This is a genomic window from Pseudomonas sp. Sample_9 (genome assembly GCF_004307535.1).
GTDB classification, from domain to species: domain Bacteria; phylum Pseudomonadota; class Gammaproteobacteria; order Pseudomonadales; family Pseudomonadaceae; genus Aquipseudomonas; species Aquipseudomonas mercuritolerans.
In genome coordinates this window covers 1-21,698 of record NZ_RAZO01000390.1, presented here as the reverse complement: position 1 = coordinate 21,698, position 21,698 = coordinate 1, and the positions used below count along the sequence as shown (strand labels likewise).

The window sequence follows — 21,698 nt, the reverse complement described above, 5'->3', positions numbered from 1 at the left end:
CGCATTCAGCATATTTCCAAGCGAGTTCCATTCATGAAGAGCCAACCCGATGCCGCCAGCCGTACGGCGGCCGAGGTAGTGACGCAGTTGCCTGTGCCCTCGCGGCTCGGCATGCTGCGTTTCGAGCGCTTGAATGAAGCCAGTTGGGCGATGTTGTTCCTCGACCCAAACTGTGAACGCCAGTTCGGCCAGCCCGCCGTCGAGCTCTGCGCGCTGGTCGGCTCGCCCTACGCCAGCCTGATGGAGCCGGAAGCGCGCTATCAACTGCATGACGCAATCCAGCAGCAACTAAGCAAAAGCGCGCATTACGTGGTGCGCTACACCCTGCACACCGCCGCCGGCGCGTTGAATATCCTCGAATTGGGTGAAGCCTACAAACAGCACAACCGGCATTTGCTGCGCGGCTACCTGCTGGCCGTCGACGAGGTGTTCGACCAAGCCCAGGCGCTGCCTTCGGTGGATCTGGAAACCCAGAACTCGCGCCTGCAAATCGCCCTTGAGCTGAACCAGCGTGCCCAACAGGAACAACTGCAGCATCTGGAGCGCGTGCGCGCCCAGCAGGATCTGATTCTGTTGCTCGCCCGCCAGCGCTACAGCACGCACAACTCGCTGCAGGAAGCCGCCGAACTGATCACCCGCTGCGCCTGCGATATCTACGAAATCGACTGCGCCAGCCTGTGGAACCTCGACGGTCAGCGCTTGCTGCCGATCTCCGCCTACCATCGTGCGACCCAGGAATACATCCTGCCGGAGCCGATCGATATCAGCGGCTTCCCCGACTACATGGAAGCGCTGCACAGCAGCCGCGCCATCGACGCAAACAATGCCATGCATGACCCGCGCACCCGCGAGATGGCCGAGGCGATGCGTCCGCGTGACGTCAATGCCATGCTCGACGCCAGCATCCGCGTCGACGGCCAGGTGGTCGGCGTGTTGTGCCTGGAACAGACCGGCGTCACTCGCGCCTGGCAGTCCGACGAAATCGCCTTTGCCGGCGAACTGGCCGACCAGTTCGCGCAGGTGATCAACAATCACAACCGGCGCACCGCCACCAGCGCCCTGCACCTGTTTCAACGCGCGGTCGAGCAGAGCGCCAACGCCTTTTTGCTGGTTAACTGCGACGGCGTGGTCGAGTACGTCAACCCGAGCTTCACCGCTATCACCCAGTACACCACCGAAGAAGTCCACGGTCAGCGCCTGTCGGAATTGCCGGCGCTGGAAAACCTCAGCGAACTGCTGTTCGACGCGCCCTCGGCGCTGGCCCAGAGCAACAGCTGGCAGGGCGAATTCAAAAGCCGCCGCAAGAATCTCGAACCGTACTGGGGCCAGCTGTCGATCTCCAAGGTCTACGGCGACAACCGAGAGCTGACGCATTACATCGGCATCTACGAAGACATCACCCAGACCAAACTCGCGCAGCAACGTATCGAGCGCCTGGCCTACACCGACAACCTGACCAACCTCGGCAATCGTCCGGCATTTATCCGCAATCTCGACGAGCGTTTCGCCCGCGACAGCGATACGCCGATCAGCCTGTTGCTGGTGGACATCGACAACTTCAAGCGGATCAACGACAGCCTCGGCCACCAGACCGGCGACAAACTGTTGATCAGCCTCGCCCGGCGCCTGCGCAACAGCCTCAGCCCGAGTGGCAGTCTGGCGCGTTTTGCCAGTAACGAATTCGCCGTGTTGCTCGACGACACCGATCTTGAGGCCGGGCAGCAGATTGCCAGTCAGTTGCTGATGACCCTCGACAAGCCGATGTTCGTCGACAACCAGTTGATCAGCGTGACCGGCTCCGTGGGCCTGGCCTGCGCGCCGCTGCACGGGCGCGATCCGCAAACCCTGATGCGCAACGCCGGTCTGGCACTGCACAAGGCCAAGGCCAACGGTAAACACCAGTTGCAGGTATTCACTGAAGCGCTGAACGCCGAAGCCAGTTACAAACTGTTCGTCGAGAACAACCTGCGCCGCGCCCTGACCCAGAACGAGCTGGACGTGTTCTACCAGCCGAAACTGTGCCTGCGCAGCGGTCGCCTGCTGGGGATGGAAGCGCTGTTGCGCTGGAACCACCCGGAGCGCGGCATGATTCGCCCGGACCAGTTCATCAGCGTCGCCGAGGAAACCGGCCTGATCATTCCGATCGGCAAGTGGATCGCCCGTCAGGCGTGTCGCATGAGCAAATCCCTGACCGCTGCCGGCCTGGGCAATCTGCAGGTGGCAATCAATCTGTCACCGAAACAGTTCTCCGATCCGGATCTGGTCGCCTCGATCGCCAACATCCTCAAGGAAGAAGCGCTGCCGGCCAGTCTGCTCGAACTGGAGCTGACCGAAGGCCTGCTGCTGGAAGCCACCGAAGACACGCACTTGCAACTCGACCAGCTCAAGCGCCTCGGGTTGACGCTAGCCATGGATGACTTCGGCACCGGGTATTCATCGCTGAGTTATTTGAAGAAATTCCCGATCGACATCATCAAGATCGATCGCAGCTTCATCCATGAAATCCCCGACAACCAGGACGACATGGAAATCACCTCCGCCGTGATCGCCATGGCCCACAACCTGAAACTCAAAGTTGTCGCCGAAGGCATCGAAACCGCCGAGCAACTGGCGTTCCTGCGTCGGCATCGTTGCGACGTCGGCCAGGGTTATCTGTTCGACCGACCGATTCCGGGTGATGAACTGATCAAAGCGCTCAAGCGCTATCCCCGTGGGCCGCTTTGCCTCTAACGCCTGCCTCTATGAAGATCCCTTGTGGGAGCGAGCCTGCTCGCGAAGGCGATAAAACCGTCGACATCTTCGTCGCCTGACACACCGCTTTCGCGAGCAGGCTCGCTCCCACAGTTTTGATAGTGCGAATTCCGGCATCATTCGGCACACTGGCGGTCTGACTTTTTACCTCCAACCTGACTGAGAGGAACGCTCATGGTTCTGCGCTCGGAAATTCTGGTGAACAAAAACGTGCTTCCAACCAAAGAACAAGCCCTGCCCGGCCGCGAAACCCCGATGACCCTGCCGGAAAAACACTTCGTCTTCGAAGACACTCCGCTGCTCGGTCCATTCTTTCAGGACGTCGATTTTGCGATCTTCGGTCTCGGTTGCTTCTGGGGCGCGGAACGACGCTTCTGGCAGCGCGAAGGCGTGGTCAGCACCGTGGTCGGTTATGCCGGTGGCTTCACGCCGAACCCGACGTACGAAGAAGTCTGCTCGGGCCTGACCGGCCACGCCGAAGTGGTATTGGTGGTGTATGACAAGGCCAAAGTCAGCTACGAAGAACTGCTGGCGATGTTCTGGGAACTGCACAACCCGACTCAGGGCATGCGTCAGGGCAACGACATCGGCAGTCAGTACCGCTCGGTGATCTATGCGACCACCCCGGAGCAACTGGATGCAGCGCTAAAAAGCAAAGACGTGTATCAGGCGGAACTGGCCAAGGCCGGTCTGGGTGAAATCAGCACCGAGATCGACCAGGCCCCAACCGTGTACTTTGCCGAGGCGTATCACCAGCAGTATCTGGCGAAGAACCCTGAAGGTTACTGCGGGATTGGCGGCACCGGCGTGTGTATGCCACCAAGCCTCGCGGGTAACTGACCCTTAAAAGCAAAAGATCGCAGCCTTCGGCAGCTCCTACAGGGAAACGCATTTCAACTGTAGGAGCTGCCGAAGGCTGCGATTTTTTGATCTTGCTATTGATCAGCTCTCGGCAATCAGCCAATCCATCTGCCAGCCACCCTGGGTCTGGCCCAATTTCTTGGACAGCCACGGCAGCAACTCACGCAATTCTTCCTCCAGCCCCCACGGCGGATTGGCAATCGCCATGCCCGAACCGTTCAGGCTGTTCGGCGTGTCCAGTGGATGCACGAGCAACTCCACACGCAGCAACTTCGGCGCACCCGTGCCCGCCAGGTCCTGATAGAAACGCCGCAATGCACGCTGATCCTTGACCGGATACCAGATCGCCGCGACGGTCTGGCGCATGCGGCCGATGGCTTCTTTCATCGACGCCGCGCAACGCTGCATCTCGTCGAGTTGCTCGAACGGCGGATCGATCAGCATCACCGCGCGCTTTTCCTGCACCGGCAACATCGCCCGCGCCACATGCCAGCCCTCGCCCAGATGGACTTTCACTCGACGATCGCCGGCCATGTTGTCCTTGAGCAACACACCGTCTTCCGGGTGCTTCTCGTTGAGCATCACCCGATCCTGCGGCCGCGTCAGGCGCCGCGCCAGCTCCGGCGAACCCGGGTAATAGCGCAACTGGCCATCCGGGTTCATCTCGTGCAGCACCTTCATATAGTCGGCAGTCAGCGCCGGCAGGTCCGGCTGATCCCACAACCGCGCAATGCCTTCCAGGTACTCGCCGGTGCGATTGGCCTGATCGCCCTGCAAGTCATACAGACCGATGCCGGCGTGCGTGTCGAGATAGGCAAACGGCTGCTCCTTGCGCGACATCAGAGCGATGAGGCGTGTCAAGGTCAGGTGTTTGAACACATCGGCGTGATTGCCGGCATGGAAGGCGTGACGATAATTCATGGCTGCTCCTGCGAAGGGCGCAAAGTTTACCTTTTACCGGGCGGCAAGTCAGGGGTTCGCAGCCGAGTGGGCCTCAACATCAAAAGATCGCAGCCTTTGGCAGCTCCACGGGATAGGCGCTCACTCTGCCGGAGGCTGCGATCCTCTGATCTTCAGGCGGGCAAGCTGCGCAGGCGCTTGCCGATGACGTCCAGCACATCACAGCCATCCCGCAATGGAATCGCGCACAGCAGGGCGAAGTCGCTGAGGATCACGGAGTCGCATTCGATCGAGCCGCGCATGCACATGTTTTCCAGGACCTGGACCACGGCGCGGATGCGGTGGTTGGCAGCGTCCATGAGGATATCGAGGGGCACATGGGTGTCGACGAACAGGCTGGGCATGTCGCTGCAATTGCCGGTGAGGGCCATGAAGCGGTTGTCGGGGTGAGGCGTGATTTTCTTGTAGGGCGGATCATGTTTTGTCGTTGTCATTCTTGGCATCCCTGAAGTTCTGAGTGGAGCCGCCATTGACCTTCCTACGGGTTTGGGTGGCAGCCATGTGCGGGAGTAGGAACTGAGAACTCCAAATCAGCCACGTCGAAACGTGTCCCGCACAAAGCCGCCGTCAACTTGTCATGAATACGCTTTGACCCTTGTATTCAGCCTGCGGCAGTTATGCACTTCAGAGTTCGGGATCCTACCCCCTGCCACCGCTCTCGCAGTGACAACGAAAAGACTATCCCTGCAACCCACCACGCACCAGTTCATGAAAACCGCCGCGATTCGAAGGAAACGTCCGAAGCGTTTGCCCCGAAATTTCACTCTGCCTCTGCCAGCAAAAACTCCAGAAGGGCCGATCGTGACGAATCTTCCGACATCGATAATTTGAAAAACTGCCCGACCTTGCAGCGCAGCACCGCTTCGGGAAACGCCTCGAACACCGCCGGCTGCTCCTCGTTCAGCCATTGCAGAACATTGGCGACGCGTACGCTCTCATCAGTCTGCGCCAACACTGATTTCGGCACGTTCCACCACGGAAAGATTCGCCCCGAAACCAGCGCACGGCCCCCGATTTCAAAGGCTTGGCCATTGATCAACCCTCGCGAAATTACCGGTAGCAACTCTGCGGGATTCACCTCGTCAGACTGCAAAAGAGGCAACAGATACCGACCATCCCAAAAGCGAAAAAAAACCGCTTTACCGTCCGGCATCAGCACTTGAGTCAGGCTGCGGAAATGTTCGACCAGCACGTCAAGATCCGCCGAAGACACCGCCAGCCACCCCCAGTCCCGGGAGTCGGTTTCCATCACCCAGCGTAAAAACTCACTGTCTGCAGCGACAATTCCCACATAGGGCATCACCGCGTCCCACTCGGCATAAATGGTCTCGGCCCAGACCGGAATCGCCGTGCCCTGCCAGGCTTTGAAAGCATCGGCATCGCTGGCGCGGCTGAAAATTGCGAACAATTGCTCCGACGCGTGCAGCGGCTGCCGCGCCAGCCAATTTTCGGGGGTCAGTACTTCAGGCTGCACAAACACCGTCCTTGCACCGCTCACACTCTTCGCAAAAAGGCGCATCACCTTTGAGACTCATGATCTGTGCGGCGGTGAGAACCGCCGCCGGCGCAGCGACCAGTTTCTCCGGCAACCCCGGCACCACCGGCGCAGCGCTGGTCGCCGCCATCGGCGCGCCACCCACAACAATCGGCACGCTGCTGAAAATTCCGCCGGGGCCGATGTTGATCCACTGTCCGCCGGCCTGAATCGTCGCGCTCGCGCCGCCATCAATGACCACTTGCTGGCCTGCGCTGATATGGATCTGCGCCGAGGCGCTGGTGGCCTGGCTGTTCACCCGAACCTGCTGATCGCCAAGCACGGACAAATGGTCATCCTGCCTGACCTCGGTCTGACGCTGGCCGTGGGTGATGCGCTGCTCGTCGGACTTGAGTTCATGCCGGGCAGTGCCGGTGACCACCACGCTGCGCTGGTTGTCGACCTGCAGCTGCTGGTCATTGAGCACGTGCTGGGTCCAGTTGCGCTGGGCACGCAGGTAGATTTCCTCGGCACCTTTTTTGTCCTCGATGCGCAGTTCGTTATAACCACCACCGCCGGGGCTGCTCTGGCTGCGGAAAATGCTGCGGGTCTTGTCCGCTGGCAAGTCCAGCGGGATCGGTGTCGCGGCGTTGGGCAGGCAACCCATGACCAGCGGCTTGTCGGCATCGCCATCAATGAAGCCGACGAGCACTTCCATACCGACGCGCGGAATCAACACGCTGCCGTAGTGATCGTGAGCCCAACCGGTCGCGACGCGCAGCCAGCAACTGGAGTGCTCGTTGAGTTCGCCATCACGATCCCAGGCCAGTTGCACTTTGACCCGGCCATATTCATCGCAATGGATTTCCAGGTCTTTCGGGCCGGTGACCACCGCAGGTTGGTAACCGGACATGCGCGGTTTTTCCGGGCACAGTGCCGGACGAAAGACCACGTCCCACGGCGTGGCGACGAAAGTATTGCGGTAACCCTGAAAGGATTCGCCATCACTGGTCACCGATTCCTCAAGCACCTGTGGCTGGCGGCCGCGATGTTCAACGGCGGTGAGCAACCACAGATCATTCCAGTCGCAGCGCGGATGCTCGGTGAGGTGCAGGAAATGCCCGCAGACCAGTGAGGATTCGTCGCTGCTGCCCTCGGCCTGGCGGTAATCGGCGACGTGCCTTTCAAGCGCGCGGCGCGTCAGGTGTTTGCCGGTTTCGCGATCATTGAATTGGCCAGGGAAGTGATAGTCCTCCAGCACCGGACGCTGCTCGCCGTCGCTGCGACTTTCCAGAGACAGCCGTGGCTTTTCGAAGTTGTAGTCACGCCGGGTGACGACGCTGGTGCGGGTTTCCACGCGCACATTGAAACGTTGAATCGCCGGCGCCCCCGCCGACATGCCGCTGCCCGGCAAATACAGCGTTGGCGCGGGCAGCTTGGGGAACACGGTCTGGTCGTCGCCGAATACCAGCAAATGGCCTTCGGGGCTGTGTTGAAAGTGGTAATGAATGCCGACTTCGGCACACAGGCGCTGGATAAAGGCCAGATCGCTTTCGGCGTATTGCACGCAGTACTCGCGCTCCGGGTATTCGCTGCCCAGGCGAAATTCAAAGGCATCGCGCAGGATCGAATGGTCCTTGAGGATCTGCGTGATGATCTGCGGCACGCTCTGATGCTGAAAAATACGCTGGTTGATGCGATGCCCCAGATACGTCAGACGCGGGACAAGGCTGAGGTGATAGCGTGTCAGACGTTTCCCGGAATCGCCCTGCCCGACCTGATAGATCTGACCATGAATACCGCAACCCTGAGCATCGAAACTCAGAAACGCCTGACCATGCAGCAGGCTTTCCAGATCCAGGTCCGGCCGCTCGCTGACCAGTTCCAGCTCGAAGCGAAAGGGTTGGCTGATGGCTTCCCTGCCCGTGAACTCAAGGATCTTGAGGTCATGCCGGGCGCCTTCGAGTGTCAACGTGAAACGCGGTTGATTGGCAGGCGCGAACATCCGATGTCTCTCTGCAGTGTGAGGGCGGGCGATTCTGCATGAGGGGCAAGGGGTGCCGAGCAGGTGACGGGAAATTCAGATTTGCCCTACGTGGTTTGCTGAAACGACCTTGTTAATTCGGCCGTTCGACTACAGACAATTCAATCAAACCTGCCACCCACCCTGTGGGAGCGAGCCTGCTCGCGAAAGCGGCATGTCAGTCGATACATTCATTGAATGATCAATCGCGTTCGCGAGCAGGCTCGCTCCCACAATGGATTTCCACAGGATTCGAGAAATCACAGGCACAAAAAAACGGCCCGCTTCCTGTAGGAAACGGGCCGTTTTCATGTGAGCCGAAGCTCAGTCCATCACTTGTTCAGATGGAAGTCTTTTTCCGCTGCCTCGAAACGCTCAACCATGCCGCGAGTCGGCTCACCCGCCTTGCTGACAAAGTAGATGGCCAGGCTGGCGAAGATGAAGCCCGGAATGATTTCGTACAGACCCAGCAGTTCGAAATGCTTCCAGACCACCACGGTGATCGCGCCGACCAGAATACCGGCCAGTGCGCCGTTGCGGGTCATGCCTTTCCAGACCACCGAGATCAGCACCACCGGACCGAACGCAGCACCGAAACCGGCCCAGGCGTAGGACACCAGGCCCAGTACGCGGTTTTCCGGGTTGGCAGCCAATGCGATAGCGATCAGGGCTACCAGCAGCACCATGGCACGACCGACCCAGACCAGCTCCAGTTGCGAAGCGGACTTGCGCAGGAAGGCTTTATAGAAGTCTTCGGTCAGGGCGCTCGAGCACACCAGCAACTGGCAGCTCAGGGTGCTCATTACCGCAGCCAGAATGGCCGACAGCAGCACACCGGCAACCCACGGATTGAAGAGGATTTTCGCCAGCTCGATGAACACGCGTTCCGGGTTCTCGGTGACAGGACCGGCTACTTCAGGGTGCGCCGAGAAGTAAGCGATACCGAAGAAGCCCACCGCTACGGTGCCGCCCAGGCACAGGATCATCCAGGCCATGGAAATGCGACGCGCCTTGGCGATCGACTTGACCGAATCCGCCGCCATGAAACGCGCGAGGATGTGTGGCTGACCGAAGTAGCCCAGACCCCAGCCCATCAGCGAGATGATGCCGATGAAGGTGGTGCCTTTGAGCATGTCGAAGTTGCTCGGATCTTGCGCTTCGATGGCCAGGAACGTGGTATCAACGCCGCCAGTGGCCAGCAGAACGATGATCGGCGTAAGGATCAGCGCGAAGATCATCAGCGTGGCTTGTACGGTGTCGGTCCAGCTCACCGCGAGGAAACCGCCGATGAAGGTGTAGGCAATCGTCGCCGCCGCACCGGCCCACAACGCCGTTTCGTAGGTCATGCCGAACGTGCTTTCGAACAGACGGGCACCGGCGACGATGCCGGAAGCGCAGTAGATGGTGAAGAACACCAGAATCACGATCGCCGAGATGATCCGCAGCAAGCCGCTTTTATCTTCGAAACGGCTGGAAAAGTAGTCCGGCAGAGTCAGGGCATCGCCGTTGTGCTCGGTCTGCACACGCAGACGGCCGGCGACAAACAGCCAGTTCAGGTAGGCACCGACGATCAGGCCGATGGCGATCCAGCTTTCAGACAGACCGGACATGTAGATGGCGCCCGGCAGGCCCATCAGCAACCAGCCGCTCATGTCGGAGGCACCGGCAGACAGCGCGGTGACGACGCTGCCGAGGCTGCGACCACCGAGAATATAATCGGAAAGGTTGTTGGTGGAGCGATAGGCCATCAAGCCGATCAGCACCATTGCTGCGATGTAGATCACGAACGTGATCAGGGTTGGATTGCTTACGCTCATTGAGTTACGCCCTGGCTTTGTTTTTATGTAGCGGCGGTGGTGAACCGCTCGCAAACGACGACGTTTGGCAGACGATCCGGGATCCCGCGCATTTAAGACTGATGTTTCCCCAGGAAAGCCATCAGCCGATGCACCGGGTTATTCCCGGTTGCACCTTGGCGGCGAATGCTATGCAACAAAGCAAATAAGGTGCAACCAGTTTCGCGAGAATTAGTTGCACCCAGTCGGATTAATCGACGATCACCCCGTTTTTGCTCCCTTTTGTGGCAGTCATGGCTCTTTGCTAGAAGCAAAAGCACCAAGCAGGAGCAGCACTTTCGTACCAGAAATTATTTCCTGACGAGCTGCGTATTATTCCGGCAAAAAAAGGGTTGCACCCGGTTGCACCTCATTCAACGCACGGCTAATCTTGCGGCCAGCTGATGCCACGCAACTGTGGCAACCATGAGGATAAAAATATGGCTACCACCACCCTTGGGGTCAAACTCGATGACCCGACCCGCGAGCGCCTGAAGGCTGCCGCAACCTCGATTGATCGCACGCCGCACTGGCTGATCAAGCAGGCAATTTTCAATTACCTGGAAAAACTCGAGGGTGGTGCAACCCTGACCGAGTTGAACGGTTTGACCGCCAAAGACGCCGATGACGCAGGCGAAGTGCAGACCGATCACGCTCACCAATGCTTCCTCGAATTCGCTGAAAGCATCCTGCCGCAATCAGTGCTGCGTGCTTCGATCACCGCCGCCTACCGCCGTCCTGAGCCTGAAGTGGTGCCGATGCTGATCGAGCAGGCGCGCCTGCCGGCACCGATGGCCGAAGCCACCAACAAGCTCGCGGCGACCATCGCCGAAAAACTGCGTAACCAGAAAAGTGCCGGCGGTCGTGCCGGTATTGTTCAGGGCCTGCTGCAGGAGTTCTCCCTGTCGTCCCAGGAAGGCGTGGCGCTGATGTGCCTGGCCGAAGCGTTGCTGCGCATCCCGGACAAAGGCACCCGCGATGCGCTAATCCGCGACAAGATCAGCACCGGCAACTGGCATCCGCACCTGGGCAACAGCCCTTCGCTGTTCGTCAACGCTGCGACCTGGGGCCTGCTGCTGACTGGCAAACTGGTTTCCACCCACAACGAAGCCGGCCTGACCTCGTCGCTGAGCCGCATCATCGGCAAGAGCGGCGAGCCGATGATCCGCAAGGGCGTCGACATGGCCATGCGCCTGATGGGCGAGCAGTTCGTGACCGGCGAAACCATCGCCGAAGCGCTGGCCAATGCGAGCAAGTTCGAAGCCAAGGGCTTCCGTTACTCCTACGACATGCTCGGTGAAGCGGCACTCACTGAAGTCGACGCGCAGAAATACCTGGCGTCGTACGAACAAGCGATCCACTCGATCGGAAAAGCGTCACACGGCCGTGGGATTTATGAAGGCCCGGGCATTTCCATCAAGCTCTCTGCACTGCACCCGCGTTACAGCCGTGCGCAGTACGAGCGGGTGATGGACGAGCTGTACCCGCGCCTGCTGTCGCTGACCCTGCTGGCCAAGCAATACGACATCGGTCTGAACATCGACGCCGAAGAAGCCGACCGCCTCGAGTTGTCGCTGGATCTGCTCGAGCGCCTGTGCTTCGAGCCGCAACTGACTGGCTGGAACGGCATCGGTTTCGTTATCCAGGCTTACCAAAAGCGTTGCCCGTACGTGATCGACTACGTGATCGATCTGGCCCGCCGCAGCCGCCATCGCCTGATGATCCGCCTGGTAAAAGGCGCGTACTGGGACAGCGAAATCAAGCGCGCCCAGGTCGAGGGTCTGGAAGGCTATCCGGTCTACACCCGCAAGGTGTACACCGACGTTTCCTACATTGCTTGCGCACGCAAACTGCTGTCGGTGCCGGAAGCCATCTACCCGCAATTCGCCACGCACAACGCCCACACCCTGTCGGCGATCTACCACATCGCCGGTCAGAACTATTACCCGGGCCAGTACGAGTTCCAGTGCCTGCACGGCATGGGCGAACCGCTCTATGAACAGGTTGTAGGCAAGGTTGCCGAGGGCAAGCTGAACCGTCCGTGCCGCGTGTACGCACCGGTCGGCACTCACGAAACCCTGCTGGCTTACCTCGTACGTCGCTTGCTGGAAAACGGCGCGAACACTTCGTTCGTCAACCGCATCGCCGACCAGTCGATTTCGATTCAGGAACTGGTGGCCGATCCGGTGGCACAGATCGAGCAGATGGCCACCGTGGAAGGCGGTTTCGGCCTGCCGCACCCGCGCATTCCGCTGCCGCGTGACCTGTACGGTGCCGAGCGCGCCAACTCCAGCGGCATCGACATGGCCAACGAACATCGCCTGGCCTCGCTGTCCTGCGCCCTGCTCGCCACCGCGCACAACGACTGGAAAGCCGCGCCGATGCTCGGTTGCGCCTCCAGCAACGAAACGCCGGTCGCGGTGCTGAACCCGTCCGATCACCGCGATGTGGTCGGTCACGTCCAAGAAGCGACCGTCGAAGACGTCGACAACGCCATTCAATGCGCGCTGAACGCCGCGCCGATCTGGCAGGCCACGCCGCCGGCCGAACGTGCGGCGATCCTGGAACGTGCCGCTGACCTGATGGAAGGCGAGATCCAGCCGCTGATGGGCCTGTTGGCTCGCGAAGCCGGCAAGACCTTCGCCAACGCCATCGCCGAAGTCCGCGAAGCGGTCGACTTCCTGCGTTATTACGCAGTGCAGGCGCGCAACGACTTCAGCAATGACGCCCACCGCCCACTGGGTCCGGTGGTATGTATCAGCCCGTGGAACTTCCCGCTGGCAATCTTCAGCGGCCAGGTCGCTGCGGCATTGGCCGCCGGTAACCCGGTGCTGGCCAAACCGGCCGAGCAGACTCCGCTGGTTGCCGCTCAGGCTGTGCGCCTGATGCTCGAAGCCGGCATTCCGGAAGGCGTGCTGCAACTGCTGCCGGGTCGCGGTGAAACCGTCGGCGCCGGTCTGGTTGGCGATGAGCGCGTCAAAGGCGTGATGTTCACTGGTTCCACCGAAGTCGCGCGCTTGCTGCAACGCAACATCGCTGGCCGTCTCGACAGCCAGGGCCGTCCGATTCCGCTCATCGCCGAAACCGGTGGCCAGAACGCGATGATCGTCGACTCCTCGGCACTGACTGAACAAGTGGTGATCGACGTAGTGTCGTCGGCCTTCGACAGTGCCGGCCAGCGCTGCTCGGCGCTGCGGGTACTGTGCCTGCAGGAAGATTCCGCCGATCGCGTCATCGAAATGCTCAAAGGTGCCATGGCCGAAAGCCGTCTCGGCAACCCCGAGCGTCTGTCCGTGGACATCGGCCCGGTGATCGACGCCGAAGCCAAGGCTGGCATCGACAAGCACATCCAGGGCATGCGCGACAAAGGTCGCAATGTTTACCAGGTGGCGATTGCCGACAGCGAAGAGGTCAAGCGCGGCACCTTCGTCATGCCGACTCTGATCGAGCTGGAAAGCTTCGACGAACTGCAACGCGAAATCTTCGGCCCGGTACTGCACGTGGTGCGCTACAAGCGCAAAGAGCTGGATCAACTGATCGGCCAGATCAACGCCTCCGGTTACGGCCTGACACTGGGCGTGCACACGCGCATCGACGAGACCATCGCCAAGGTGATCGACAACGTCAACGCCGGTAACGTCTACGTCAACCGCAACATCGTCGGTGCCGTGGTCGGCGTGCAGCCATTCGGCGGCGAAGGCCTGTCGGGTACTGGCCCGAAAGCCGGTGGCCCGCTGTATCTGTATCGCCTGCTGTCGACGCGTCCTACTGACGCCATCGAACAATCCTTCGCTCGCGGTGACGCCATCGTCGCCCCGGACGTTCGTTTGCGCGATGCCATGAGCCAATCGTTGAACGCGTTGAAAGCCTGGGCCGACAACAACAAGTTCGCCGATCTGAGCACCCTGTGCGTGCAATACGCAGCGCAATCGCAGAGCGGCATCACCCGCGTGCTGGCTGGCCCGACCGGCGAGAAAAACAGCTACGCGATCCTGCCGCGCGAGCACGTGCTGTGCCTGGCGGAAGTTGAAGGTGATCTGCTGACGCAACTGGCGGCGGTGCTGGCGGTCGGTGGTTCGGCGGTGTGGCCAGAAACCGAGCTGAGCAAGGCCTTGTTCGCCCGTCTGCCGAAGGAAGTCCAGGCGCGGATCAAGCGCGTTGCCGACTGGAACAAGGACGAAGTGGTGTTCGATGCCGTGCTGCATCACGGCCACTCCGACCAGTTGCGCGGCGTCTGCCAGCAGATCGCCCAGCGTGGCGGCGCGATCGTTGGCGTTCAGGGCCTGTCTCAGGGCGAGACCAACATTGCCCTGGAGCGTCTGGTGATCGAACGGGCATTGAGCGTTAACACGGCTGCTGCTGGAGGCAATGCCAGTCTGATGACGATAGGTTAAGCAGCAGCGGCAAGTTGTAAGCTGCAAGCTGCAAGCTGCAAGTAGAAGCAAACTGCTCTTACTTGCAGCTTGAAGCTTGTGGCTTGTGCCGCCCCATCACCCTTATCTATCTTCCTTCCCCATTTTTATGGGCCTACCTAGACTGCGGCATACTTTCTTTAAGGTAGGCCGCCATGTCCGAGACGCTGCTCAGTTCCCGCAATCTGGCTTTCGAGCTGTACGAAGTCCTCGATGCCGAGGGCCTGACCCGGCGCGAGCGCTTTGCCGAGCACAATCGCGAGACCTTCGACGCCGCCATCGGCACCGCGCGCAACATCGCCGAAAAGTATTTCGCCCCGCACAACCGCAAGGGCGATGAAAACGAGCCGCGCTATGAAGATGGCCAGGCCATTCTGATTCCCGAAGTGAAACCGGCGGTGGATGCCTTTCTCGAGGCCGGATTTCTTAACGCCGCACGCAGTTTTGAAGCGGGCGGCATGCAATTGCCGACCCTGCTGTCGCAAGCCTGCTTCGCGCATTTTCAGTCCGCCAACGCAGCGTCGACCTCGTACCCGTTCCTGACCATGGGCGCGGCCAATCTGATCGAGAGCTTCGGCAGCGAAGAGCAGAAACAGCGCTTCCTGCAACCGATGATCGACGGACGTTTCTTCGGCACCATGGCCCTGACCGAGCCCCATGCCGGTTCGTCGCTGTCGGATATCCGCACCCGCGCCGAGCCTGCGTCCGATGGCACCTATCGCCTGAAGGGCAACAAGATTTTCATTTCCGGTGGCGATCACCCGCTGTCGGAAAACATCGTGCACATGGTTCTGGCCAAGCTGCCGGACGCCCCACCGGGGGTGAAAGGTATTTCGCTGTTCATCGTGCCGAAGTTTCTGGTCAACGACGACGGCAGCCTCGGCCAGCGCAACGACGTGCTGCTCGCCGGTTTGTTCCACAAGATGGGCTGGCGCGGCACCACATCGACGGCGCTGAACTTCGGCGATAACGGCGAGTGCGTCGGCTATCTGGTAGGCAAGCCACACTATGGCTTGAGCTACATGTTCCAGATGATGAACGAAGCGCGGATCGGCGTCGGCATGGGCGCGGTGATGCTCGGCTATGCCGGTTACCTGTATTCGCTGGAATATGCGCGTGAGCGTCCGCAGGGCCGGGTGCCGGACAGCAAGGATCCGACCACGGCGCCGGTGGCGATCATTCAGCACGCGGACGTCAGACGCATGTTGCTGACGCAGAAATCCTACGTCGAAGGTGCATTTGACCTCGGCCTGTATGCGGCGCGTTTGTTCGATGACACCACCACGCTGGAAACCGAAGCCGAACGCAAACAGGCTCATGAGCTGTTGGACCTGCTGACGCCGATCGTCAAATCCTGGCCATCGGAGTTCTGCCTCAAAGCCAACGAACTGGCGATCCAGATTCTTGGCGGCCACGGCTACACTCGTGAATACCCGGTGGAGCAGTACTACCGTGACAACCGCTTGAATCCGATCCACGAAGGCACCCACGGCATCCAGTCGCTGGATCTGCTCGGGCGCAAGCTGGCGCAGAACGGTGGCGCCGGGTTGAAGCAGTTGATCCGCCTGATCGCCACCACCGCTGAACGCGCTACAGCGTACGAATCACTGACCGCACTGCGCGAGCCGCTGGAAAAACTCGTTGCCCGCTTGCAAACCGTGACCATCGGCCTGCTCACCGATCTGGCCCAAGGCAAGGTCAAGAGCAGCCTGGCGAATTCGGCGTTGTACCTGAAGGTGTTCGGCCACGCGGTGATCGGCTGGCGCTGGCTGGAGCAGGCGATCCGCGCCGAGGAAGGCCTGGCCAAAGGCAATTCGGCGGATGTCGACTTCTATAAGGGCAAGTTGCAGGCGGCGCGGTATTTCCTGACATGGGAAGTGCCGGGTTGCCAGCATGAGCTGGACTTGCTGGAGGCGCGGGATGATACGTGTCTGGAGATGCGGGACGCGTGGTTCTAAAAGCAAAAGATCGCAGCCTTCGGCAGCTCCTACAGGAAACGCATTCCAATGTAGGAGCTGCCGAAGGCTGCGATCTTTTGATCTTGATCCTTTAGCTCAACTTGAACCCACCCATCTGCCGCGCCAGATCATCCGCCAGTTTCTGCAACATCTGGCAGTCTTCGCGACAAGCCCTGACCTCCCCCGCTGTCGCCCGTGCCAGATCGGAAATCCCCTGCACGTTGCGGTTGATCTCTTCAGTCACCGCCGACTGTTCTTCGGTCGCCGTCGCCACCTGATGGTTCATATCGCTGATGCGCTCGACCTGACCGGTGATCGCCGTCAGCGACGCACCGGTGCGCTGGCTCGATTCAACCCCGGTGCCGGTCGCGGCCTGACCGGTGCGCATCGATGACACGGCGTTCTCCGCACCTTGCTTGAGGCTGCCGATCATCAGTTGAATTTCGTCGGTCGAGGCCTGGGTTCGGCGCGCAAGCGTGCGCACTTCATCGGCGACCACCGCGAAGCCACGGCCCATGTCGCCAGCGCGGGCGGCTTCGATGGCGGCGTTGAGTGCGAGCAGATTGGTCTGTTCGGAAACGCCACGAATCACCGCCAGCACCGAATCGATCGACGCCACTTGCTGCGCCAGCTCACCCACTGCGCCCGCCGCTACGCCGATTTCATCGGACATGCTTTCGATATGACGGATCGAGCCACCGACCACTTCCCGTGCCTGCAACGCCTCATCGCGCGCGGTTTGCGAGGCAAGCGCGGCGTTGCCAGCGTTCTGCGCGATTTCCTGCACGGTCAGACCCATTTCGTGGACGGCGGTGGCTACCATGTCGGTCATTTCCTGCTGCCGGCCCGAACGCTCGGCGGTGTTGTCCACCACCTTCGCCACTTGCCCCACGGCCGTGCGCAGGCGCTCGCTGGTGGTCAGGACTTCACCGATCATTGCGCGCTGGCTGTCGAGGAAACGGTTGAAGCCTCGCGCCAGATCGCCCAGCTCATCGGCACGGCTGGAATCTAACCGGTGAGTCAAATCTCCACCACCGCTACCGATGGCCACCAGCGCCCGTGTTACTTGTCGAATCGGTCGCACCAGCCCCTGGGCCAGCCACACCACCAACGCCAGGCAGACCAGCGCCACCAGCAGACCGATGCCGCCACTCATCCACATCGCTTTGCGTGCTTCGGCGTAGATCTGCGACTGCGGCACTTCGGCCACCAGCGTCCAGCCGAGATCGCGCAACGGCAGGCTGAAGGCGAGGAAGTCTTCACCGTCGCGCTGGAAGCTGCTGTTGACCGCATCCTTGTGCCCCATCAGCGCTTGTGCCGCATTGGCACCAATCTGCTCGGTCAAGGTGCGTTTGCCGCTGAACTGCGCCTCAGGATGGACCTGAATCAGACCGTCGGAACGCACGAGATAGACCTTGCCGCGCTCGCCGAAACTGAAGTTGTGGATCAGCTCCGACAGCTCTTTCATGCTCAGCCCAAGCCCGGCGACACCGACGACTTTACCGGCCTGCTCGACCTTCAGATCGATGAACAAGGCCAGTTCGCCGGTGGCGCCGTCGTTGTCGATATTGAGGGTGCGCGGCTGATTGCTGTCGAGAAAGGAATAGAACCAGGCGTCGGCCGGTTTCGAGCGACTGAGGGTGCGGTCCAGGCCTTTTTCGGTGATGTAGCGATTGGATTCGGTGCCGATGATCAGCGCAGTGAAGGCCCTGTGTTCAGCGCGGATGCCTTCCAGATACTGCGCGAAGAGCGCAGTTTTGCTGCTGTCTTCGCCTGTAGCCAGCCAGTCGCGCACCATGGTGTTGCTGGCGATGTCTTTGGCGGCGGTGAGTGGTTGTACGAGGATCCGCTCGATGTCGTTGCGCGTCGCTTCGATGCTCGACGGCAGCGCTTGATCGACCAGATAGCTCTGGGCGAGGCGGTTGACCACCAGGGTATAAATGCCAACCACGATCACAATGCTGATCAGCAGGGCCGCGCCCATGCCGAGAATCAACTGCCACTGAATACTGCGTCGCCACCACTGCATGGATCACCCCCGAAGAATAAGAGCCTGAACCACTGCAACAGCCGTGCCGATTGTATACAAAGAGCACCAGAATAAAACACAACCTTCGGTACAGCCGTATCCTTACTAGCAAGAAGCAGGCCGTTATATCGAGGAATTCACTGTCAAGTCTGACAGGTTACAACTTGCATCGGGTGGCTTAGATTCACGGTTTCACGTCTGTGACAAGCATCCGCGTCGCAGATCCAAGCCGTCCAAAGCAGGAGAAAGAACATGACTGACACCGGTCCACGAGAGAACTTTGTTCAGGCAATGGCTGACAACGATACGTTTGTTAAATCGGCGCTCATTGGCGACTTTGTCGGGAGCTCGACTTCTCAATCGATGATTATTCGCAGGCACTTCACCGAGGTCATGGTTTTCCCGGTAATCCATTACAAAATTACGATCACCACCCTCGCAGGCACGACGTACAGCACAGCTCAGCCAATTCCGTCGGCAGAATATATCCACCTGCTTTCCAAGGGTGATGAAGTGACGATCGAAAATACCACCTATAGAGTTTCCCACTCAGAGTTCATCAAGCAATCCGATGGAGAATGGACAACAAAAGTCTACTGGCAGCCGATACTCCAAGCCTCATAGCAACAAGACCTCAGCATGTTCAGCGCCTCAATGTACCGAGGCGCTGCGAAAAGCGAGTCAACCCTGACTGATCGTCTTGGCAATGGTGTCGACCGTGGCGCTGACTTGCTCTTGATAACGGTCGAGCTCTTCCTGGTGCTGCTTCTTCATTTCGATCTGCTGCGAACACAGATTCATCGCCGCCAGGACCAGCAAACGGTCGCCGATCAGCGTCGGGTACTTGCGCTTGGTGTCTTCCAGCGCTGCCTTGAGCATCATCGCCGCGTCCAGCAGGGTCTGTTCTTCCCCGGCCGGTGCCTTGATCGAATAGTCCTCGCCGAGAATGGAGATGACTTTTACCCCTGCTGTGCCGTGGTTCATGCGCTGACAGGACCGGCATTGACGCGATCAACCAGTGCCTGGATGCGCGCGGCGGTGGCGCCGTGTTTTTCTTCCTGCTCCATCAGGTTCAGTTGCAGGCTTTCGTTTTCATCCTTGGCCTGGGCCAGTTCCGTGGACAGAGTCTGGTTGGTCTGCAGCAGAGTCTGGTTCTGTTGCACGAGGTCGCTGACGAGCTGTTCCAATTGGCTGAGGGATGCTTCCAACATTTTGATCTTCCAAGCGTTTTTCAAAGGGCGCGTACGATAAAGAAAAGTCACCACGGATGCCAGGGTTAAACCGGCGCAAGGCCTTGATTTTCCTGGGTGGCGAAGCTTCTCGCGAGTTTAAAAGACTGTGATTGGTCGATCTGGTTCCTGCACTTCGTCGCTCAAGCGTGTCTGCGACAAATACGCACACCACCTCAAGACTTTAGTCGTATGACCGATAAGTCACCCATACAGCAGTCTCAGCCCGCATGGATGCGGCCCTTTTCGGTATCCGCCCATGTCCCTTCGCAATATGAATATCGCCCCACGGGCGTTCACCGGCTTCGCCCTGATCGGCGGCCTGATGTTGATCCTCGGCGTGTTTGCGCTGAACCAGATGAGCAAGATCCGCTCGGCCGGTGAAGACATCGCCACCGCCAGCGTGCCATCGATCAAGGCCCTCGACGAATTCACCCAGCTGACCCTGCGCCTGCGCGTGCTCTCTTACCGCCTGCTGATCAACCGCGAACCCGACGTGCAGCAGAAAACCATCGAACTGTTCGACATGCGCAACCGCCAGATCGCGGATGCGCAACGCGCGTATGAGCCACTGATCGAAGGCCCGCAGGAACGTGCGGCGTACGATCAATACGTGCAATTGCTGGCGCAGTACCGTCAGCTTGAAGAGCGCATGAAAACCCTGTCGCGCAACAATCAGATCGACGAGTTGCGGCAGATGCTCAACAGCGATTTGCTGAGCAATTCGGAAGCGGTGAACACCGCGCTGGCGCGCTTGCTGGAGATCAACACCCAGCAGATTGCCGAGACTGATCAGGGCGCGAAGGATCAGTATTCGCTGTCGTTCAATCTGGTGGTGACCTTGCTGGTGATCGCCAGCGGCCTGACCCTGCTGTTCGCCTGGCTGCTGACCGTGAGCATTACCAAGCCGATTTCCAAGGCACTCGAGGCGGCGGAAACCATCGCCGAGGGCAACCTGACCCAGCCGATCCATGTCGATGGCGAAGATGAAGCCGGGCGCCTGCTGGCGGCGATGGCGAAGATGCAAGCGAAGCTGCGCGACACCCTGCAGCGCATCTCCGGTTCGGCCACGCAACTGGCGTCTGCCGCGGAAGAGCTGAACAGCGTCACCGACGAAAGCGCGCGCGGCCTGACTCAGCAGAACAACGAAATCGAGCAGGCGGCCACTGCGGTCAACGAGATGACCAGCGCTGTCGAAGAAGTCGCGCGCAACGCGGTGAGCACTTCGGAAGCCTCGAAAAACGCCACCACTTCGGCGGGCGACGGCCGGGATCTGGTGCAGGAAACCGTCAGCGCCATCGAACGCATGAGCGCCGATGTGCAGAGCACTGCTTCGCTGATCGGCGATCTGGCCAATGAGTCCCGCGACATCGGCAAGGTGCTCGACGTGATTCGTGGCCTCGCCGACCAGACCAACCTGCTGGCATTGAACGCAGCGATCGAAGCGGCCCGTGCCGGTGAGGCCGGTCGTGGTTTCGCCGTGGTGGCGGACGAAGTGCGCGCACTGGCCCATCGCACCCAGCAGTCGACCAGCGAAATCGAACGCATGATCGGCAGCATCCAGAGCGGCACCGAACACGCCGTTGATTCGATGCGCAACAGCACCGAGCGCGCCGAATCGACGCTGAACATCGCCCGTGGCGCCGGGATGTCGCTGGACACCATCAACAGTGCCATCGTCGAAATCAACGAGCGCAACCTGGTTATCGCCAGCGCTGCCGAAGAGCAGGCGCAGGTGGCGCGGGAAGTTGATCGCAATCTGGTCAACATCCGCGATCTGTCGGTGCAATCGGCGACCGGCGCCAATCAGACCAGCGCGGCGAGCAATGAGCTGTCGCGCTTGGCGCTGGATCTGAACAATATGGTTGGGCGGTTCAGCCTGTAACCGAAAGCAAGATCAAAAGCGCCCCCCTCACCCCAGCCCTCTCCCCCAAGGGGGCGAGGGGGAAGGGAGCAGATCGGGGGGCTTTCGAAATGCCCGTTCGACTCGGTAGTTCAGGGCGCAGCAGCAGGCACATTCACTCCGATCAGTCCCCTCTCCTCCGGGAGAGGGCTAGGGTGAGGGGCAGCAATGCCGTGTCGAACTCGAATTCCGATGCCCTCCTGAAATCCTTTTTGACAGCATCACATTTCAACAGGTTAGAATCGCTGGCACGCAGACTGCAT

At 60.1% G+C, this 21,698-nt stretch carries 14 protein-coding genes; 6 read left to right on the top strand and 8 right to left on the bottom strand.

The window, feature by feature from the left end; all coding sequences use genetic code 11:
* Positions 1–33: 33 nt before the first annotated feature.
* Positions 34–2,730, top strand: coding sequence for a GGDEF and EAL domain-containing protein (locus D6877_RS22555; protein ID WP_130912159.1), 2,697 nt, complete (start codon positions 34–36; stop codon positions 2,728–2,730).
* A gap of 195 nt (positions 2,731–2,925) precedes the next feature.
* Complete coding sequence (msrA, locus tag D6877_RS22550; RefSeq protein ID WP_130912158.1) at positions 2,926–3,591, top strand: peptide-methionine (S)-S-oxide reductase MsrA; 666 nt, start codon at positions 2,926–2,928, stop codon at positions 3,589–3,591.
* A gap of 102 nt (positions 3,592–3,693) precedes the next feature.
* Here msrA and rlmJ read toward each other — a convergent pair whose 3' ends face one another.
* From rlmJ to putP, 5 genes are all read right to left on the bottom strand, one after another.
* Positions 3,694–4,533: a 23S rRNA (adenine(2030)-N(6))-methyltransferase RlmJ gene (rlmJ, locus tag D6877_RS22545; RefSeq protein ID WP_130912157.1), complete on the bottom strand. Its 840-nt coding sequence runs from the start codon at positions 4,531–4,533 to the stop codon at positions 3,694–3,696.
* Positions 4,534–4,685: 152 nt separating this feature from the next.
* The gene (locus D6877_RS22540; RefSeq protein ID WP_101156523.1) at positions 4,686–5,006 is read right to left on the bottom strand and encodes a hypothetical protein; all 321 of its coding nucleotides are present in this window, start codon (positions 5,004–5,006) and stop codon (positions 4,686–4,688) included.
* Between the two features lie 326 nt (positions 5,007–5,332).
* A complete protein-coding gene (locus D6877_RS22535; protein ID WP_130912156.1) occupies positions 5,333–6,046 on the bottom strand; it encodes a DUF4123 domain-containing protein in 714 nt (237 codons plus the stop codon).
* Positions 6,036–8,051: a type VI secretion system tip protein TssI/VgrG gene (gene tssI, locus D6877_RS22530; RefSeq protein WP_130912155.1), complete on the bottom strand. Its 2,016-nt coding sequence runs from the start codon at positions 8,049–8,051 to the stop codon at positions 6,036–6,038. Before tssI ends, D6877_RS22535 begins: the two co-directional genes overlap by 11 nt.
* 350 nt (positions 8,052–8,401) lie before the next feature.
* Positions 8,402–9,886 carry a sodium/proline symporter PutP gene (gene putP, locus D6877_RS22520; protein WP_130912154.1) on the bottom strand — a complete coding sequence of 495 codons (1,485 nt, stop codon included), beginning with the start codon at positions 9,884–9,886 and terminating at the stop codon, positions 8,402–8,404.
* A gap of 458 nt (positions 9,887–10,344) precedes the next feature.
* Here putP and putA point away from each other — a divergent pair, with 458 nt between their 5' ends.
* Both putA and D6877_RS22510 read left to right on the top strand, forming a co-directional pair.
* Complete coding sequence (putA, locus tag D6877_RS22515; protein ID WP_130912153.1) at positions 10,345–14,298, top strand: trifunctional transcriptional regulator/proline dehydrogenase/L-glutamate gamma-semialdehyde dehydrogenase; 3,954 nt, start codon at positions 10,345–10,347, stop codon at positions 14,296–14,298.
* A 173-nt stretch (positions 14,299–14,471) separates the two neighbouring features.
* A complete protein-coding gene (locus D6877_RS22510; protein WP_130912152.1) occupies positions 14,472–16,274 on the top strand; it encodes an acyl-CoA dehydrogenase in 1,803 nt (600 codons plus the stop codon).
* A 91-nt stretch (positions 16,275–16,365) separates the two neighbouring features.
* On the opposite strand, the gene D6877_RS22505 is transcribed toward D6877_RS22510, so the two are convergent.
* Complete coding sequence (locus D6877_RS22505; protein ID WP_130912151.1) at positions 16,366–18,303, bottom strand: methyl-accepting chemotaxis protein; 1,938 nt, start codon at positions 18,301–18,303, stop codon at positions 16,366–16,368.
* Between the two features lie 252 nt (positions 18,304–18,555).
* Between D6877_RS22505 and D6877_RS22500 the strand changes: the two genes are divergently transcribed.
* The gene (locus tag D6877_RS22500; protein ID WP_130912150.1) at positions 18,556–18,927 is read left to right on the top strand and encodes a hypothetical protein; all 372 of its coding nucleotides are present in this window, start codon (positions 18,556–18,558) and stop codon (positions 18,925–18,927) included.
* A 57-nt stretch (positions 18,928–18,984) separates the two neighbouring features.
* Here D6877_RS22500 and D6877_RS22495 read toward each other — a convergent pair whose 3' ends face one another.
* Together D6877_RS22495 and D6877_RS22490 are read right to left on the bottom strand one after the other, a co-directional pair.
* Positions 18,985–19,287, bottom strand: a complete 303-nt coding sequence (locus tag D6877_RS22495; protein ID WP_056787426.1) for a cell division protein ZapA — start codon at positions 19,285–19,287, stop codon at positions 18,985–18,987.
* Entirely contained in the window at positions 19,284–19,514 is a 231-nt protein-coding gene (locus D6877_RS22490) for a hypothetical protein (RefSeq protein WP_122508526.1), read from the bottom strand. Before D6877_RS22490 ends, D6877_RS22495 begins: the two co-directional genes overlap by 4 nt.
* A gap of 277 nt (positions 19,515–19,791) precedes the next feature.
* Here D6877_RS22490 and D6877_RS22485 point away from each other — a divergent pair, with 277 nt between their 5' ends.
* The gene (locus tag D6877_RS22485; RefSeq protein ID WP_130912149.1) at positions 19,792–21,417 is read left to right on the top strand and encodes a methyl-accepting chemotaxis protein; all 1,626 of its coding nucleotides are present in this window, start codon (positions 19,792–19,794) and stop codon (positions 21,415–21,417) included.
* The last annotated feature ends 281 nt before the right edge of the window (positions 21,418–21,698 follow it).

Excerpts from the sequence above, each read along its gene's own strand:
- putA (WP_130912153.1), top strand. The coding sequence starts at position 10,345 with ATGGCTACCACCACCCTTGGGGTCAAACTCGATGACCCGACCCGCGAG.
- D6877_RS22505 (WP_130912151.1), bottom strand. The coding sequence starts at position 18,303 with ATGCAGTGGTGGCGACGCAGTATTCAGTGGCAGTTGATTCTCGGCATG.
- tssI (WP_130912155.1), bottom strand. The coding sequence starts at position 8,051 with ATGTTCGCGCCTGCCAATCAACCGCGTTTCACGTTGACACTCGAAGGC.
- D6877_RS22485 (WP_130912149.1), top strand. The coding sequence starts at position 19,792 with ATGTCCCTTCGCAATATGAATATCGCCCCACGGGCGTTCACCGGCTTC.
- putP (WP_130912154.1), bottom strand. The coding sequence starts at position 9,886 with ATGAGCGTAAGCAATCCAACCCTGATCACGTTCGTGATCTACATCGCA.
- D6877_RS22495 (WP_056787426.1), bottom strand. The coding sequence starts at position 19,287 with ATGAACCACGGCACAGCAGGGGTAAAAGTCATCTCCATTCTCGGCGAG.
- msrA (WP_130912158.1), top strand. The coding sequence starts at position 2,926 with ATGGTTCTGCGCTCGGAAATTCTGGTGAACAAAAACGTGCTTCCAACC.
- D6877_RS22540 (WP_101156523.1), bottom strand. The coding sequence starts at position 5,006 with ATGACAACGACAAAACATGATCCGCCCTACAAGAAAATCACGCCTCAC.
- rlmJ (WP_130912157.1), bottom strand. The coding sequence starts at position 4,533 with ATGAATTATCGTCACGCCTTCCATGCCGGCAATCACGCCGATGTGTTC.
- D6877_RS22490 (WP_122508526.1), bottom strand. The coding sequence starts at position 19,514 with ATGTTGGAAGCATCCCTCAGCCAATTGGAACAGCTCGTCAGCGACCTC.
- D6877_RS22510 (WP_130912152.1), top strand. The coding sequence starts at position 14,472 with ATGTCCGAGACGCTGCTCAGTTCCCGCAATCTGGCTTTCGAGCTGTAC.
- D6877_RS22555 (WP_130912159.1), top strand. The coding sequence starts at position 34 with ATGAAGAGCCAACCCGATGCCGCCAGCCGTACGGCGGCCGAGGTAGTG.
- D6877_RS22500 (WP_130912150.1), top strand. The coding sequence starts at position 18,556 with ATGACTGACACCGGTCCACGAGAGAACTTTGTTCAGGCAATGGCTGAC.